This window comes from Streptomyces sp. NPDC031121, assembly GCF_055570615.1.
Genome location: NZ_JBVIGV010000003.1, coordinates 1 through 14,738, shown reverse-complemented (window position 1 = coordinate 14,738; position 14,738 = coordinate 1). Strand labels below are relative to the sequence as shown.

The window sequence follows — 14,738 nt, the reverse complement described above, 5'->3', positions numbered from 1 at the left end:
GTGCGGGGCGGCGTGCCGCTCGGCGCGGGGTGGGGGGATCAGCAGGCGCCGAGGTCCTTCCAGACACCCCATTCACCGGTGGTGCCGGGCTCCTCGTTCTGCGTCCACCACTGGGCCTTCCACTTGCGGGCCTTGTGGGAGACCTCCGTGCCGCCGGTGTAGACCGTGCCGGCCGTGTACGCCGGGAGGGAGCCGCAGCCCGTGGCGGGCGGCGTCGTCGGCGGGGTCGTCGGAGGCGTGGTGGGCGGGGTGGTCGGCGGCGTGGTCGGGGGCTGCGTGGTGCCGCCGAGGGCGTCCGAGATCTGGTTCAGCAGGGTGGTGCCCGCGTCCAGGCCGAGCAGGGAGTACATCATCGCCCCGCCGAGGCCCCGGCTCTTGCCGTAGTCGACGCGGGCCTGGATGGACTTCTGGTTCAGGCCGGTGAAGAACTCGCCGTCCTTGTAGAAGTACGAGGACTTCGACTGGTCGTCCCAGAAGGTCGTCGCCGGGTTGTCGACGATTCCGCCGAGCTCCTTGTAGTGGGCGATGCCCGCCTGCTGGCTGTACTGGCGGGGGCTGGAGCCGCCGGTCGCGGGCTGGGCGAGGCCGTTCGCCTGGCCGGCCGGGACGCCCTTCCAGCCGCGGTAGTAGAACTCGTAGCCCAGCGTCAGCTTGTTCGCGGGGAAGCCGCCGGCGATGCCGTAGGCGGGGTCGCCGTCGATCCAGGCGTCGATGGCGTTCTCGATGCTGTACTTCTCGGTGCCCGGCGCGATGGGGTCGGTCGGGTCGGCCGGCGAGTTCCGCAGCGGGGACTGGTGGTACGTGGGCCCGTCGCCGTCCCAGGCGCCGTGCATGTCGTACGTCATGATGTTGGCGTAGTCCAAGTACCGGCCGATCTTGTCGGTCTCGATGTACTTGATCTTGTCCTGGCCGGCCGGGAGGGCCGCGGTCAGCATCAGCTTCCGGCCGCCGTTGGCGGCGCCGTACTCGTCGAGCTGCTTGCGGAACTCGGCGAGCAGGAGCGTGAAGTTCTCCTTGTCCTCGGGCCCGTGGTGGTTGCCGAGGTGGCCGCCGGAGGAGCCCGGGTACTCCCAGTCGATGTCGACGCCGTCGAAGATGCCGGCCGCGGTGCCGGGGCCGCCGAAGCCGCCCTCGACGGGCAGGTTGCCCTTGATGTACTGGTCGATGCAGGAGGAGACCAGCTTCTTGCGGCTCGCGTCGGTCTTCGCGGCGTCGTGGAAGTACTTGGAGTAGGTCCAGCCGCCCAGCGAGATGTTGATCTTGAGGTGGGGGTACTTGGCCTTCAGTTCCTTGAACTGGTTGAAGACGCCCACGATCGGCTGGTCCCACTTGTCCGCGACGCCGTCTACGGAGTCGGCCGCGCTGAAGGACTTCTGGTAGTCGGCGTAGGAGTCGCCCGCACCGTCGCCCGCGTTCGGGTTGTTGTCGTCGCCCGCGGCCTTGTTGGCCATGAAGCAGGTGAGGTTGGTGGGGTGGATGTTGCCGAACGAGTAGTTGATGACGTCCAGCTTGCCCGCGATGCCGCGGGTGTCGAGGTGCTTGGGGTAGAAGGCGTTCCCGTACACGCTCCACTGGTCGTAGTACGCGATGCGGATGTTGCCGCTGCCGGCTGCCGCGGGGGCGTCCGCGGCCTGGGCGCTGCCGAGCCCCGAGAGGCCGGCCACGGCCCCGGCCGCCAGCGCGGCCGTGGCGGCGGCCGCGATCAGGGGTTTACGGATGTGCATGTACTGCCTCCGGGGAGGTGGGGAGGGAAGGCAAGAGGTCCGGGTGGGAGAAGTGATAGCGATCACCGACAGGCGCCGTCAATGGTTCGAACCAAAGAAGGACTAGACCATTCCCCGGGTAAATTCCCTCGTCAGAGGCGTACGGAGGCATCGAGAACCGCTCGCCACCCCGGGTGACGAGCGGTTTAAGGGTGCCTTAGGAAAGGCTGCGGCAAGGTTTCGGCAACAAACCAGCCGAACCCCGTTCGCACGCCGTCAATCGGCCCGCGGCTCCCCCGCCGGCATCCCGTAGGCGTCCGCGACGAGTTCGTAGGAGCGCAGCCGGGCCGCGCCGCCGTGCGCGTTCGCGGTCAGCATCAGCTCGTCCGCGCCGGTGCGGGCGGCCAGCGCGTCGAGCCCGGCGCGGACCTCGTCCGGGGTGCCGTGCACCACGTTGGCCAGCCAGCCGTCGGTGAACTCCCGCTCCGGCGGCGAGAAGGCGTACGCCGCCGCCTCTTCCGGGGTGGGGATCAGGCCGGGCCGGCCCGTGCGCAGCCGGAGCATCGACAGCGCGCCCGTGAGCACCTGGGAGCGGGCCTTGGCGGCGGTGTCGGCGGCGAGCGCCGACACCCCGATCACCGCGTACGGGGCGTCCAGCGCGGCCGAGGGGCGGAACGTCTGCCGGTAGAGGTCCAGGGCGGGCAGCGTGCCGGCGGCGGAGAAGTGGTGCGCGTACGCGAAGGGCAGGCCCAGTTCCCCGGCGAGGCGGGCGCTGAAGCCGGAGGAGCCGAGCAGCCACACCGGCGGCCGGCCGGTCGGCCCCTGCACCGGGCCGGGCACGGCGTGGACCCGGGCGTACGGGTGGCCGTCGGGGAAGTCGTCGTCGAGGAAGCGGGTGAGTTCGGCGAGGCGGCGGGGGAACTCGTCGTGGCCCTCCTCGGCCCGGCCGGGGCCGCGCAGGGCGGCGGCGGTGCGGCCGTCGGTGCCGGGGGCGCGGCCGAGGCCGAGGTCGATCCGGCCGGGGGCGAGCGCCTCCAGGGTGCCGAACTGCTCGGCGACGGCGAGCGGGGCGTGGTTGGGCAGCATGACGCCGCCCGAGCCGAGCCGGATGCGGGAGGTGTGCGCGGCCAGGTGCGCCAGGATCACGGCGGGCGAGGAGCTGGCGACACCGGGCATGGAGTGGTGCTCGGCGACCCAGTGGCGCTGGTAGCCGCGGGCTTCGGCGAGCTTGGCGAGGGCGACGCTGGTACGCAGGGACGCGCTCGCGGTGCTGCCGCTGCCGACGGTGACGAGGTCCAGCACCGACAGCGGGACGGGGGCCGTGCCGTGCGCGGTGCCGCGGACCGGGTTCGGGGCGGCTGCGGCCGGGGGTTCCGGTTCCTGCGCGCCGCCGGCCGGGCGGGCCTCCCGCGCGGCTTCCCCGTGGTCACTCAGGGCAACTCCCGTCTCGCTCGTACGTCCGTACGGGGAGTCGAACCGGGGCGCGGTGGCGGGCATTCCCGGGGCGGATGCGCCGACAGGGGGTGAGGTCCGTGTCTTTGGCATATGCCAGTGGCTTAGGTCCTGGCAGGGGGTCGCTATCCGGCCAGTCAATCTCCCCAACGGGCGCTCCGGACGGGCCTCTTCGTGGCTATCGTGGTAGGGCAAGCGGTAACGACCTGCTAGGGGGAGACCGTGGCGCTGAAGCCCGAGCCGACCGCGCCGTTCCACTCGGTGCAGTACGCCCTGCGCGTGCTCGAAGTGATCGTCCGCCACCCCGGCGGCGTGTCCGGCGAGCAGATCGCGCGCGAGACCGGACTGCCGGCGGTCCATCTCGCTCCGATGCTCCTGATGCTGCGCCGCGAGGGGTACGTCCTGGAGGTGTCGGACGGCGCGTACGCGATAGGCGACTCGCTGGTCCTGCTCGGCTCGGGCGCGGACCGGCAGCAGGCCCTCCAGGACAGGCTGCAGGAGACCCTGGACCGGCTGCGGGACTCGGTGGGCGCGGCGGTCTACATCAGCCGGTACGTGGACGGCGAGGTGAAGATCACGCAGTTCGCGGACAGCCCCCGCACGCCGAAGGTGCACGAGTGGGTGGACTTCCGCTCCGCGGCGCACGCGAGCGCGGTCGGGAAGTGCCTTCTGACGCAGCTCGACCGGAACGGGCGGCGCGACCACCTGTCCCGGCACAAGATCGCCCGACTGACGTCGAAGACGATCGTGAACGAGCGGGTCCTGTTCTCGAAGCTCGACAGCCAGCCGGCCACGGTGCCGGTGCTCGACCTCCAGGAGTACGCGCTCGGCACGGTCTGCGCGGCGGTGCCGATCACGGCGGGGGCGTCGGTGGGCTGCCTGGCCCTGTCGATGCCCGTGGAGCACGCGCACCGGCTGCGGGCGGCGGCAGAGACGCTGAACCGGAAAGCCGCGCCCCTGCTGCTGTCGCTCGCCCTGTAGGCCCGGTGACGCGGCTCACGGGAGAGGCCGCGGCGCGGGAGGCAGGGTGCCGGAGCGGGACGGGAAACACTTCGGGCGGCTCCCGGTGGAACCGGAAGCCGCCCGAAGGACAGGTGCGCCGCCAGGGACTCGAACCCCGGACCCGCTGATTAAGAGTCAGCTGCTCTAACCAACTGAGCTAGCGGCGCCTGCTGACAGAGAAAATACTACCTGGTCCGCGGGGGTGCTCCAAACCACCCCCGCGGCCGGCCCCTCCGCGGGCGGTTCCGGGTCAGAACTGGACGTCGGAGCAGGCGTAGAAGGCCATCGGGGTGTCGTGGACGGTCCAGACGGCCAGGATCAGGTGCCGTCCGGTCTTGCCGGCGGGCATGACGCCGTTGTGGACGGTCGTCATGGCGGGCCGGGCCCCGTTGTAGGCGACAGTGAGGAACGGCTGCGACTCCAGGGCGGCGCGGGTCAGCGGCTTGGCCGGGTCCCAGCCGTCCCGGGTGACGTAGTACCTGATGTCGGTGGTGGCGTGGTTGGCGGTGAACTGCCACCGGAAGGAGTAGCCCTGCCCGGAGGTGACCCTGGTGGCGGGCCAGGTGCCGCCGCGCGGGTCGTCGAGCTGCGCGAACTCGGGGTGGCCGCCGGCGCATATCCGGCCGTCGGCGGGGCCGGCCGCGGGGAAGCCCTTGAAGCCCTCGACGCTCTGCGGCTCCCACTGGACGGGGCCGCAGTCCGAGACGGTCCGGTTGGCACAGAGCTTCTGGCGGCTGATCGGGCTGTCGGTGTAGCCGTGGCTGCTGGCGGAGGGCGCGGAGGCGAGCGCGAGTCCGACCACGCCGGCGAGGCCGAGCACGGCGGCGGAGCCGGCCCGTCCGGAGGGGCGCGCGGGCAGGCGCGAGGGCATGCGGAAGGGACGCATGATGCGGTGCTCCTTGAGCGTGGGGGGGGAGGTCCGGGGAGGGCGTGCGCACGCGCGGGGACGGCCGCGGGTGGGGTCCGCGGCCGCACGGGCGGAATTTCAGGTCTAGACCAAGTCCCAGGTTATTGACGCCAGTTGGCCATGTCCAGACCACTGCGCGAACGGATGGCCCGGTGCGCCCGGGCCCGGCCGCACCGGGCCCGACCTCGGCGCGCCGGGAGCCGTTCGGACCGAAGGACGGGCGCGCGGGCGGCGGGGGCGGCGGGCCCGGCTGTCCGAAAACAGGACACCCGGGCGGCGGCGCGCGCGGGTACGGAGACGGCCCCGGCGCCGCCTGAAGGGCGGGGCCGGGGCCGTCGGGCCGGGGCGGGCGGGGCCTGCTACTCGGAACGGCCGGTGTAGAAGGCGACGGTGAGGTCCTTCACGAGGGCCTTGCGCTCGTAGTCGTCCAACTCGACCAGGCCCCGCGAGGTCAGCCGGTGGACGGTGTCGTCGACGGCGTCGACGACCGACGTCAGCACCATGTCCCGGTGCTTCGCGTCGATCGCCGCCACCCGGCGGCGGCGCATCGCCTCGGCCACCTCGGGCGCGTACTCGATACGCGTCGGCTGCGCCGAGTACACCTCGATGCCGACCGCCTCGGTCTCGGCGGCGAGCATCCTGGTCAGCGCGTCGCCGACGGCCTCCGCGTCGCGGAGGGTCGGGGCGTCCTCGTGGAAGGCGTCGGCCGGGAGCTGCGACAGCACCCGCGCCATCGCCGCCTCCACCTGCTCGGCCAGGTACTCGGTGTGGTCCTCCACGGCCAGTGCGGCCCGCGCGGTGTCCTTGACCTGCCAGACGACCTGTACGACCACCTGGAGCGCGAGGCCGCCGCAGTCGACGGCCGGCATGGGGTCGCTGCGCCAGTGGCGCAGGCGGACGTCGATCCGGCGGCGCAGGAGCAGCGGGCTCACCCAGGTGAGGCCGGTCCGGCGGACCGTCCCGCGGTAGCGGCCGAACAGGGTGAGCACCCAGGCGTGCCCGACCTTGCCGCGGCCGAGGCCGCCGAGGGAGAGGAGCGCGACGATGCCGAGGAAGGCGAGCGGCGGCCAGTGGGTGGCGTGCAGTCCCCGGTAGGGGCGGGGCGCCACGCCGAACGCGGCCGCGAACGCGTCCGGCACAGCCCCGGCCCGCCACAGCACGGCCAGGCAGCCGCTGAGGGCGAGCCCGCCCACCGCCACGCCGACCCAGCCGGGCAGGACGGGCCCCCGGCGCTCCCGCAGCCGGTCGTCGCCCCGCGGCACCCGCCGCCCCGGCCCCACCCACGCCACCGCGCGCCGGGCCGCGGACCCGGCGGCACGGCCCGGCGCGGCGGCCGGGGCGGCGGTGTGGGGGCGGGGCTCCGCGGGGAACGGCAGGTGCAGCGGCACCGAGGTCACCGCCGCCCCGCCGGCCGGCACCTCGGGCCGGGCGGCCTGCGGCGATTCGCCGCCGCCGCCCTCGATACCGCGGACCACCGCCCGCGAGACGATCTCGGCCACCGACGCCCGGGCGGCGGGCCCTGCGTCCGCTTGCGCAGCAGCGCCGCCGCCCTCCGCGCCACCGGCGGCGGTGTCGCCGGCGGCGGCCGGACCGGGCACACCGACCGGCTCACCGGGAGCACCGTGCTCGCCGCCGACCGCGTCCGGCTCCGCGTACGGGCCCGACGCGCCGAACGTGTCCGCCGCCTGCGGGCCGGGCACGCCGGCCGGATCCGCCGCCGCGTACGTCCCGGGCACGTCGCCCGTCCCGTCCGCGGGGCTGCGCTCGGTGGCGACCTCCGCCTGGCACGGGCCCGGCTCTCCGGCCGACCCCGCCCGGTACCGTCCGGGGCCGCCGTGCGGCCCGTCCGCGGTGCCGGGCGTGGCGGCGGCGTCCACCGCCGCGTAGGGGCCCGGCACGTCGGCCGGGTCGGCCGCGCGGGGGGCCGGCTCGCCGAGCGGCCCGTCCGCCGTGCCCGTCGCCGCTGTGTCCGCCGCTTGCGGGGCGGGCCCGCCCGCCGGGTCCGGCAGCGCGTAGGAGCCAGGCGCGACGGCAGGGGCCGCCGTATGCGGGCCGGGCACGGCCCGCGGCCCGTCCAGGGGGCCCGGCGAGTCCGCCGCTTGCAGGGCGGGCGCGCCCGCCGGGTCCGCTGCCGCGTCCGGGTCGGGCACTCCCCGCGACCCGGCTCCGGGGCCCGGGTCGGGGTCGGGGTCGGGGTCGTCGGAGGGGTCCACCGCCGGGTGCGGGCGGCCGGGCGTCGGGGCGGGCTCGGCCGCGGTGTGGGCGTCGTCCGGTCGGGGGCGTGCGCCCCTCTCCGCGGCGGAGTCGGCCGCCGCGGCGGGCGGTGCCGTCTGCGGCTCGGGGGCGGCCGCGGGGTGCGGGATGTCCAGGGCCGCGCCGGCCGGGGCCGGTGCGGGGGACTCCGCTGCCTCCCCGACCCGGGGGGCGGGGGCGGTTCCGCTGCCGTCCGCGGGGGCGGGAGACCCGGGGCCGGGCTCGGTGCGGGCGGCCGGGACGTCCCCGAGGGCGGTGCTGCCGGCGCCCCGGCCGTACGGCAGGACCGTCACGACCATGGCACCCGGCACGCCGGCGACCCACCGGGAGCGCTCCGGTGCCGGCGCCACGACGACCCGGGCCGGGGGGCCGATGTGCAGCCGGGGCGCCGCCGCGGACCCGGCAGAAAAGCCCGCCGGGGCGTGGGGGGCCGTGGCCGCGCCCGGGTCCGCGTACAGAGCGGTGGCGGCCGCCGCCGGGGCGGCTTCCGGCCGGGCCGGGGCCGACTGGACGGAGGAATCCGCCCGGTGGGGGCCGGCTGCTGCGCCCTGGTCCGCGTACAGGGGGGTGGCACCTGCCGGCACTGCCTGCGGACGGGCCGGGGCCCCGTACGGGTAGGCGGCACCCGGCTCCCCGGAGTTCGGGCGGGCGGGGGGCTGGGACGCCGGGTGGGGTCCGGCCGACGGGGCTGCGGCCGCGCCCGTCCGGTCGTACGGGGCGGGGGCGGTCGCCGCCGGTACGGGGTCCGGCCGAGCCGGCGGATCCGTCGGTCGCGGTCCGGGCGTCGGGACGGCTTCCGGGCGGGCGGCGGGTGGCTGCGGGCGGAGGTGCGCCGCGGCCGGGGCCGCGGCCGGGGGGCGCGCGGAGGGGAGTTCCGGGCCGAGCGGCGGCGCCGGTGGCGGGCCGGCCGGGAGCGGCCGTGCGGCGGCCGCCGGAGCCGGGGCAGGCGGAGCCGTCGGGAGCAGGGCCGCCAGGCCGCGCCGTGCGGGCGGCGGGGCCAGGCGCATCGTGCCCGTGCCGTGGACGACGGGGGCCGACGGGGGCCGCAGGCTCCCGGTGGAAACGGGCGGCACGCGGAAGGTGCCGGTGGTGGAGGTGGTGGTGAGCGTCGGGTACATCGTTGCCTCCGTCATGCGAACAGCCGCCGCCAGGTCTCCGGGCCCGGGTATCCGTTGGCCGCGGCACCGCGCCAGCCCTGGGCGCGCTGGAACGCCTCGACGCTGCGGCGGTCGGCCTCGCTCCAGCGGGGACCGGGACCCGTGGTGTAGTGCTTGCCGAAGCCCTTCTCCACCAGCCGGCGGCCGAGGGCGGCGATGGACGGGTGGGTGGACCCGGGGCGGAACACCGACGCCCCCGGGTAGGCCGGGACCGCGGCGGCGCCCGGGCGGGCGGGAGTGCTGCCCGGGCGCGCGGGGGCGGCCGTCGCGCCGGGGGCCGCCGGAGCGGCGGGCCGGTCGGCCGGGGACCCGGCGGGGCCCGGCGCGGGGTCGATGGTCGGCCGGATGTCCTTGCCCTTGCCCTCGGCCAGCAGCTGCCAGGTGTGCGGGCCGGGGATGCCGTCGGCGTCGGCGCCCGTCCAGCCCTGCGCGCTCTGGAAGGCCTGCGTCGCCAGCCGGTCGGCGTCGCTCCACTTCGTGCTCGGGCCCTTGGGGTAGAAGCGGCGGCCGCCGCGATCGATGAGCATCCTGCCGAGTTCGGCGACGTGCGGGTTGTCCGCGCCCGGCCCGAACATGGCGGCGCCGGGGTACTCCTTCGACGGCGCCGCCGGCTTCGGGTCCGCACCCGGGTCGGGCGACGGCTGCGGCGCCGGGGTGGTGAGCCCGTCCGTCACGCCGGTGAACCGGTACGGCACGTACTTGGCCGAGTTGGTCCAGTACGCGTACGGGGTCGCGCCCTTCCGTGTGGCCGGGCGGGTCTGCTCGTAGGCGGTGTAGTGCGTGCGCGTCTCGTCGACCCAGCCGCCGAAGAGGACGACGTGCGAGCCGTTGGTGGGGTCGGCCGGGTTGTGGAACAGCAGCATGTCGCCCGGCAGCAGCTCGTCCTTGGTGATCCGGGTCGCGAACTTGTCCAGGCTGCCGGTCCACTCGTTCGAGCCGAGGTTCCAGGCCATGGAGACGTAGCCGGAGCAGTCCTGCCGGTAGCCGTCCGTCCAGTACGAGGACATGCTGTAGGGCACCTGCGCGTCCAGCCACAGCTTCGCCCGGTTGATGATCGTGGCCCGGTCGATCCGCCGCACCGACGAGGGCGCGCCCGGCGCACCGCCCGGCTTCACCGGCCCGGGGCGGCCGTGCAGCGGGGAGCGGTCGCCCTGCGGGGTGCTCGCCGGGTCGTCGCGGGCGTCCCTGCCGGGGCGGGCGTCCGGGGCCTCGCCCGGTCGGGCGGGCGCGGTGGGGCGGCCGGTGTGTGCGGTGTCGGGGCGGCCGTGCGCGATGCCCGGGCGGCGGCCGTGCGCCGTGTCGGGGCGGCGGGCGTCCGCGGTGTCGGCGGGCGGCTGGGGCTTCGCAGCGTCCGTGGGCCGGGGGTCCGCGGTCTCCCGGGGGCGGGCGGGCCCGGCTGCCCCCGAGCGGGCGGCCTCGGCGGTGCCGGGCCGCGGGTCCGCCGTGTCCCGGGTACGGGCGTCCGCGGCGCTCCCGGTGGGGGCGTCCGCGGCGGCCCCGGTGGGGGCGTCCGCGGCGGCCCCGCGCCGGGTGTCCGCGGTGTCGCCGGTACGGGTGTCCGCGGTGTCGCCGGTACGGGTGTCCGCGGTGTCGGCGGTACGGGTGTCCGCGGTGTCGGCGGTACGGGTGTCCGCGGTGTCGGCGGTACGGGTGTCCGCGGTGTCCGCGGTGCGGGCCTGGCGGCCCGGGGCCGTGCCCGTCGGGGCGTCGGGGGCCGGGGAGTGGGCCGCCAGTGCGGTCGAGGCCGTGCCGCCGCCGAGCACGGCCCCCGCGGCCGTGGCCAGCACGAGCGCCCGGCGTGCGCCCCGGGCGGCCGGGTGGCCGCCGTCCCGGAGCGGTATGGCCCTGGCGCGGGCGAGGGAGCGCCGGCGCCCGGCGCAGCCCGGGCAGCCGCAGTCGCCTGCGGGCTCGTACTCCTCGAAAACCGGCGTCGGCATCGGCACATGCACCGGGGGCTGCATCGTCATGCGGTTCCGTCCACTCCCCTGCTCGTGGCTGATCGGGGCCGCCGCATATCTGTCGGGGCATCAGATTCGGCTCGACCCAGACATATCGTGCACGATAAACCACTCAAACATGGGCTAATCGGACAAGGTGGGCGCGGCTGGTCATGACCACCCCCGGAGGTGGGGTAGAGTTTTCCCTGTCAGCAGGCGCCGCTAGCTCAGTTGGTTAGAGCAGCTGACTCTTAATCAGCGGGTCCGGGGTTCGAGTCCCTGGCGGCGCACGACAAGGGGAAGCCCCTCGCAGTGAGAACTGCGAGGGGCTTCTTCGTCATGCGGGCCGACCTCCCGGCGGCCCCACCGGAACCACCGGAACCACCGGCACTTCCCGCTGCCCCGGCGCACCCGCCGCGCCACCGGCTTCCGGGCCCGGATTCGCACCCGTACGGCCGCCCGGCCCTGCTCCGCCCGAGGGCGTGGCGGCGGCGGCCGCCCGGCCCGTCAGGTATGCCGAGACCACCACGTTCGCCGTGTACGCGCCGGCCTTCCGGTCGTACGTGCCCCCGCACGTCACCAGCCGCAGCTCAGCCCGGCCCGGCACGAGCGCGCCGTACGCGCGATCGGCGTCGAAGCGGCCGCGCTCGTGGACCCGTACGTCCTCGACCGTGAACTCGGCGACCGCCCCGTCGGCCCGCGCCACCCGGACATTGGCGCCCGGGCGGAGCGTGCTCAGGCCGTAGAAGACCGCCGGCTTCGAGCGGGTGTCCACATGGCCCACCAGCAGCGCGGCCCCCGCCTCGCCCGGCTTCGGGCCCGCACCCCACCAGCCGACCGTGCCGGGCCGGTCGTACGGCGGCGGGTCGATCGCACCCTGCGCGTCGAGACCGCGGGCGACCACGGAGGCCTGCACGCCGAGGGACGGCACGTCGACCCGTACGGGGACCGACGCCGCGAGCGGGGCGTGCGCCGCGGGCAGGCCGGGCACCGGGTAGGCGGCCCCGCCGGACGCCCCCGCGCCCGGCCGCTCCGGCATCCCGGTGATCTCGCGGCCCCACAGCCACAGCCCGAGCACCAGCACCGTCCAGGCGGCGAAGCCGAGCAGGCGCCCGCCGCCGGACTGCCTCGGCTCGGCCGTGCCCCTCACCGCCCGGACCTCACTCGCCGCTGCGGCGGCGGCGCAGCACCAGGGCCCGGCCCGCGACGGCCAGCGTGGCCGCGGCCGCCAGGATGGCGCCGATCAGGGTGTGCGGCAGCCCCGGGCCGCCGGGCTCGCCGCCGCCCTTGCGCGCGGGCGCCGCCTGCCCGGCGACGCGGGACGCGTCGGCGACCTCGGCGGCCATGCCGCCGCCGCCCGCGCGGACCGGGTGGACCGGCGTCTTGTGCGGCTCGGGGCGCGTGTCGTGGCCCTGCCCGTGCGCTACGACCTCGACGGAGCCGCGCAGCTCGTCCGCCTCGCACCGGACGGTGACCTCGTGCCGGCCGGGCCGGGCACGCGAGCTGATCATGGCATCGCCCCAGAGGGGCTTGGCGGCGGCACCGGCGGCCTTCGCGGGCTCGTCGGCCTTACCGGACCCGTCGGCTTTCCCGGACCCGTCGGCTTTCCCGGACCCGTCGGCTTTGTCGGCCTTGTCGCTGCCGTGGCCGGCGGACAGGTGGACCTCGGAGACGAAAACGGAGGACTTCGCCACCGCCCAGCGGCCCTTGCAGCCGCTCACGTGGACCTTGACCTGCGCCCCGGGCTCCGCCCGGTGCGGTTCCACCGAGACGGTCCCGTGGTTCTGCTCGACGGCGGCGGCGGGCGCGGCGGGAGCGGCCATCGCGGCCGCGGCCGCCAGGACTGCCGCCACCCCGCCCGCGCGGACCCCGCGGCGGACACGTACGGCGATCAGAGCACTGCGCATGGTGAACCTCCTCTCAAGGAGGTTCACGCGCGGCGGCGGGCTCCGCATCCGGAGGGGCGGGCCGCCCACCCGAACGGCTCAGACGAGATCGACCAGGTCGGCGATGGAGTCGACCGTCTTCGTCGGCCGGTAGGGGAACTTCTCGGTGTCCTCGACCGTCGTCAGGCCCGTCAGGACGAGGAAGGTCTGCATGCCCGCCTCCAGCCCGGCCAGCACGTCGGTGTCCATCCGGTCGCCGATCATCGCGCTGGTCTCGGAGTGGGCGCCGATCGCGTTCAGCCCCGTACGCATCATCAGCGGGTTCGGCTTGCCCGCGAAGTACGGCCGCTTGCCCGTGGCCTTGGTGATCAGCGCGGCGACGGCGCCGGTCGCGGGCAGCGGGCCCTCGGTGGACGGGCCGGTCTCGTCGGGGTTCGTGCAGATGAAGCGGGCGCCCGCGTTGATCAGGCGGACCGCCTTCGTCATCGCCTCGAAGCTGTACGTGCGGGTCTCGCCCCGCACGATCAAAACATAGTTCGATCGCCTGACCGCCGAACCGGAACGAGAGAGTCCATATGGGGATCGTAGTCGGCGGCTACGCGCGCATCAGCGACGGCGCTGGTCGCCGACCGCGTGGACGTGTGGACTGGCGACGACTTCAGCGCGGCTGCGGCCGAGCTGAACGACAAGGTGAGGGCGATCGTCTCCGCGAGCGGCATGAAGCAGAGCGCGCAGACCCACTTCCGGGACGAGTTCCTCGGCCCCGTGCGGGACGGCATCGCGTCCGCCGGCAGGACTGAGGTAGAAGCCGGGCGGAGCTGGAGCACTGCGTCCGGCCCCCTTCTCGTCGTCCTCGACCCTGCCGCTTGACCGGTCCACCCCACGGCGCCCCCAGCCAGATCGAGCCGGGGGCACCGTCACGTCAGTGCAAGGGCCAGTCGTACGCGCGACGGCCCCGAACCAGCAGGGTGCCGATCCTCTTCTTCCCTCCCTCGGGGGCAGGAAGGACGGTGACAGTGACCTCCCCAAAGCCGTGCTGCTTGAGCATCACCGACCAGGCGTTGACCGCGTAGTCCCAGCGCTTGACGATCGCGGGGTCCTCGTCAGGGCCGCGCGGGATGTACGACGCCTGACAGCCGTAGCAGCCCTGGACGGCAGGGTTCTGCGACATGGCGAACACGCCTCCGGGCTTCAGTCGGGCGTGGACGGCCGGGAGCATGAGGTCCGGGTCGGTGAAGTAGGCCGCCCCGAACACGGAGTAGATCGCGTCGAACTGCGTCGGCCAGTTCGCCAGGAACTCCAGCGCCTCGCCCTGATGGATCTCCATGCCGACGTCGGGCCAGCGCTCTTTAGCCTTCGCGATCTGGGCGGGCGAAAGGTCGACGCCGACCGCGCGCATCCCGAGCGTGGCCAGATGTGCGAGGTTTCCGCCCGACCCGCAGCCGAGGTCGAGGACGGTGTGCCCTTCGCGCACGTCGAGAAGCATCGTCCCGGGCCCGTGATCGGGGTGCTGCGTCCAGTTGAACCACGTCGTCTCGCCCTTGGCGTTCGTCGGCCGACGCTGGGGCTTGGTCTCCGCGTACGTGTCCCATGCTGCGCTCTGGGTGTCAGACACTCGTCATCCGTTCTCGGTCACGGGCCCAGCCGCCCGGCAACGTGTGCCGGACGGCTGGGCTCGGGCTGGACTTACTAGCTCACCGGGCTGTCGGTGCACCCGGCGTGGCACTGCGTGCACCCGGCCATGGCGGGGTCCTGCGCGCAGTCGGCCACGCCCTCGCCGGGCCAGAACTGGGCGTCGACCGCGAACCCTGCCCGCCGGATCGCCGCCTTGGTCGCCTCCATCGCGGCCCGACCGGCCACCGGGTCCACCTTCCCGCCGTCGTCGGGTACGTGGTGGATGATCCGGCCCGCCACAGCCTCGCAGAACTCGCCGTACGGCCGGGTGCGCAGGACGAAGGAGTGCCAGAACTCGTCCACGCGCAGCGACGGGGTCAGCGGCTCGTCGGTGAGGGTGCCGGCGACCAGGAAGGCCACCATCTGGTCCACACCGCGCTGCCCCAGCTCCTCGGTCAGGTCGGGCCAGCGCTTGCTCACGTCCTTGATGAGCAGCGCGCGCAACTCGGGCGTGATGAGGCCCAGGGCCTCGCTCGCGCGTTCTCGGGTGATCGTCACGTCTCTGCCTTCCGTTGGTCGGATGGTGCGTGATCGGTGGAGCAACCCGCCCGGCTGCTCGACCTGTCCAGGACTGTTCAACCGGGCGGGAGTTGGAGGGCCCGCCCTGAGCGGCGGACACGAGTCGGGGGAAGCTCGTTACGGGTTGCTCTGCTCAGGGCGGACCGGTCTAGGGCCTGTCGTCAAAGTGATCTTGGATTGTGGATCATGGAGTGGTGATACGTCGCCATGAACTGTCCGACGCCGAGTGGGACCTCATACGCCCGTTG

12 protein-coding genes and 2 tRNA genes are annotated in these 14,738 nt (G+C 75.0%); 3 read left to right on the top strand and 11 right to left on the bottom strand.

What is annotated here, in order from left to right; translation table 11 throughout:
• Nucleotides 1-38 precede the first annotated feature (38 nt).
• Nucleotides 39-1,724 (bottom strand): glycosyl hydrolase family 18 protein, encoded by a 1,686-nt coding sequence (locus ACZ462_RS05735; RefSeq protein ID WP_467808747.1) that lies wholly within the window; start codon nucleotides 1,722-1,724, stop codon nucleotides 39-41.
• 255 nt (nucleotides 1,725-1,979) lie between these two features.
• Nucleotides 1,980-3,200: an LLM class flavin-dependent oxidoreductase gene (locus ACZ462_RS05730; RefSeq protein ID WP_467808746.1), complete on the bottom strand. Its 1,221-nt coding sequence runs from the start codon at nucleotides 3,198-3,200 to the stop codon at nucleotides 1,980-1,982.
• Nucleotides 3,201-3,377: 177 nt separating this feature from the next.
• Between ACZ462_RS05730 and ACZ462_RS05725 the strand changes: the two genes are divergently transcribed.
• Nucleotides 3,378-4,136, top strand: a complete 759-nt coding sequence (locus tag ACZ462_RS05725; protein ID WP_467809862.1) for an IclR family transcriptional regulator — start codon at nucleotides 3,378-3,380, stop codon at nucleotides 4,134-4,136.
• A gap of 114 nt (nucleotides 4,137-4,250) precedes the next feature.
• On the opposite strand, the gene ACZ462_RS05720 is transcribed toward ACZ462_RS05725, so the two are convergent.
• The 4 genes from ACZ462_RS05720 to ACZ462_RS05705 all read right to left on the bottom strand — a co-directional run bounded on the left by ACZ462_RS05720 (nucleotide 4,251) and on the right by ACZ462_RS05705 (nucleotide 10,441).
• Nucleotides 4,251-4,324, bottom strand: a tRNA-Lys gene (locus ACZ462_RS05720).
• Nucleotides 4,325-4,407: 83 nt separating this feature from the next.
• Entirely contained in the window at nucleotides 4,408-5,043 is a 636-nt protein-coding gene (locus ACZ462_RS05715) for a lytic polysaccharide monooxygenase auxiliary activity family 9 protein (RefSeq protein ID WP_467809861.1), read from the bottom strand.
• 380 nt (nucleotides 5,044-5,423) lie between these two features.
• Nucleotides 5,424-7,610 (bottom strand): SPFH domain-containing protein, encoded by a 2,187-nt coding sequence (locus ACZ462_RS05710; RefSeq protein ID WP_468251441.1) that lies wholly within the window; start codon nucleotides 7,608-7,610, stop codon nucleotides 5,424-5,426.
• An 836-nt stretch (nucleotides 7,611-8,446) separates the two neighbouring features.
• Nucleotides 8,447-10,441, bottom strand: coding sequence for a peptidoglycan-binding protein (locus ACZ462_RS05705; protein WP_467809859.1), 1,995 nt, complete (start codon nucleotides 10,439-10,441; stop codon nucleotides 8,447-8,449).
• A gap of 186 nt (nucleotides 10,442-10,627) precedes the next feature.
• On the opposite strand from ACZ462_RS05705, the gene ACZ462_RS05700 reads away from it, so the two are divergent.
• A tRNA-Lys gene (locus ACZ462_RS05700) sits at nucleotides 10,628-10,701 on the top strand.
• A gap of 47 nt (nucleotides 10,702-10,748) precedes the next feature.
• On the opposite strand, the gene ACZ462_RS05695 is transcribed toward ACZ462_RS05700, so the two are convergent.
• From ACZ462_RS05695 to ACZ462_RS05685, 3 genes are all read right to left on the bottom strand, one after another.
• Nucleotides 10,749-11,561 carry a class F sortase gene (locus ACZ462_RS05695; protein ID WP_467809858.1) on the bottom strand — a complete coding sequence of 271 codons (813 nt, stop codon included), beginning with the start codon at nucleotides 11,559-11,561 and terminating at the stop codon, nucleotides 10,749-10,751.
• Nucleotides 11,562-11,571: 10 nt separating this feature from the next.
• Entirely contained in the window at nucleotides 11,572-12,318 is a 747-nt protein-coding gene (locus ACZ462_RS05690; protein WP_467809857.1) for a hypothetical protein, read from the bottom strand.
• A 78-nt stretch (nucleotides 12,319-12,396) separates the two neighbouring features.
• Entirely contained in the window at nucleotides 12,397-12,783 is a 387-nt protein-coding gene (locus ACZ462_RS05685) for an HAD hydrolase-like protein (RefSeq protein ID WP_467809863.1), read from the bottom strand.
• A gap of 147 nt (nucleotides 12,784-12,930) precedes the next feature.
• Here ACZ462_RS05685 and ACZ462_RS05680 point away from each other — a divergent pair, with 147 nt between their 5' ends.
• Nucleotides 12,931-13,167: a hypothetical protein gene (locus ACZ462_RS05680; RefSeq protein ID WP_467809856.1), complete on the top strand. Its 237-nt coding sequence runs from the start codon at nucleotides 12,931-12,933 to the stop codon at nucleotides 13,165-13,167.
• Nucleotides 13,168-13,219: 52 nt separating this feature from the next.
• Here the strand turns inward: ACZ462_RS05680 and ACZ462_RS05675 are convergent, their stop codons facing one another.
• Nucleotides 13,220-13,912, bottom strand: a complete 693-nt coding sequence (locus ACZ462_RS05675; protein WP_467809855.1) for a class I SAM-dependent methyltransferase — start codon at nucleotides 13,910-13,912, stop codon at nucleotides 13,220-13,222.
• 74 nt (nucleotides 13,913-13,986) lie between these two features.
• On the bottom strand, nucleotides 13,987-14,469 hold the full coding sequence (locus ACZ462_RS05670; protein ID WP_467809854.1) for a glycine-rich domain-containing protein: 483 nt from the start codon (nucleotides 14,467-14,469) through the stop codon (nucleotides 13,987-13,989).
• Nucleotides 14,470-14,738: the final 269 nt, after the last annotated feature.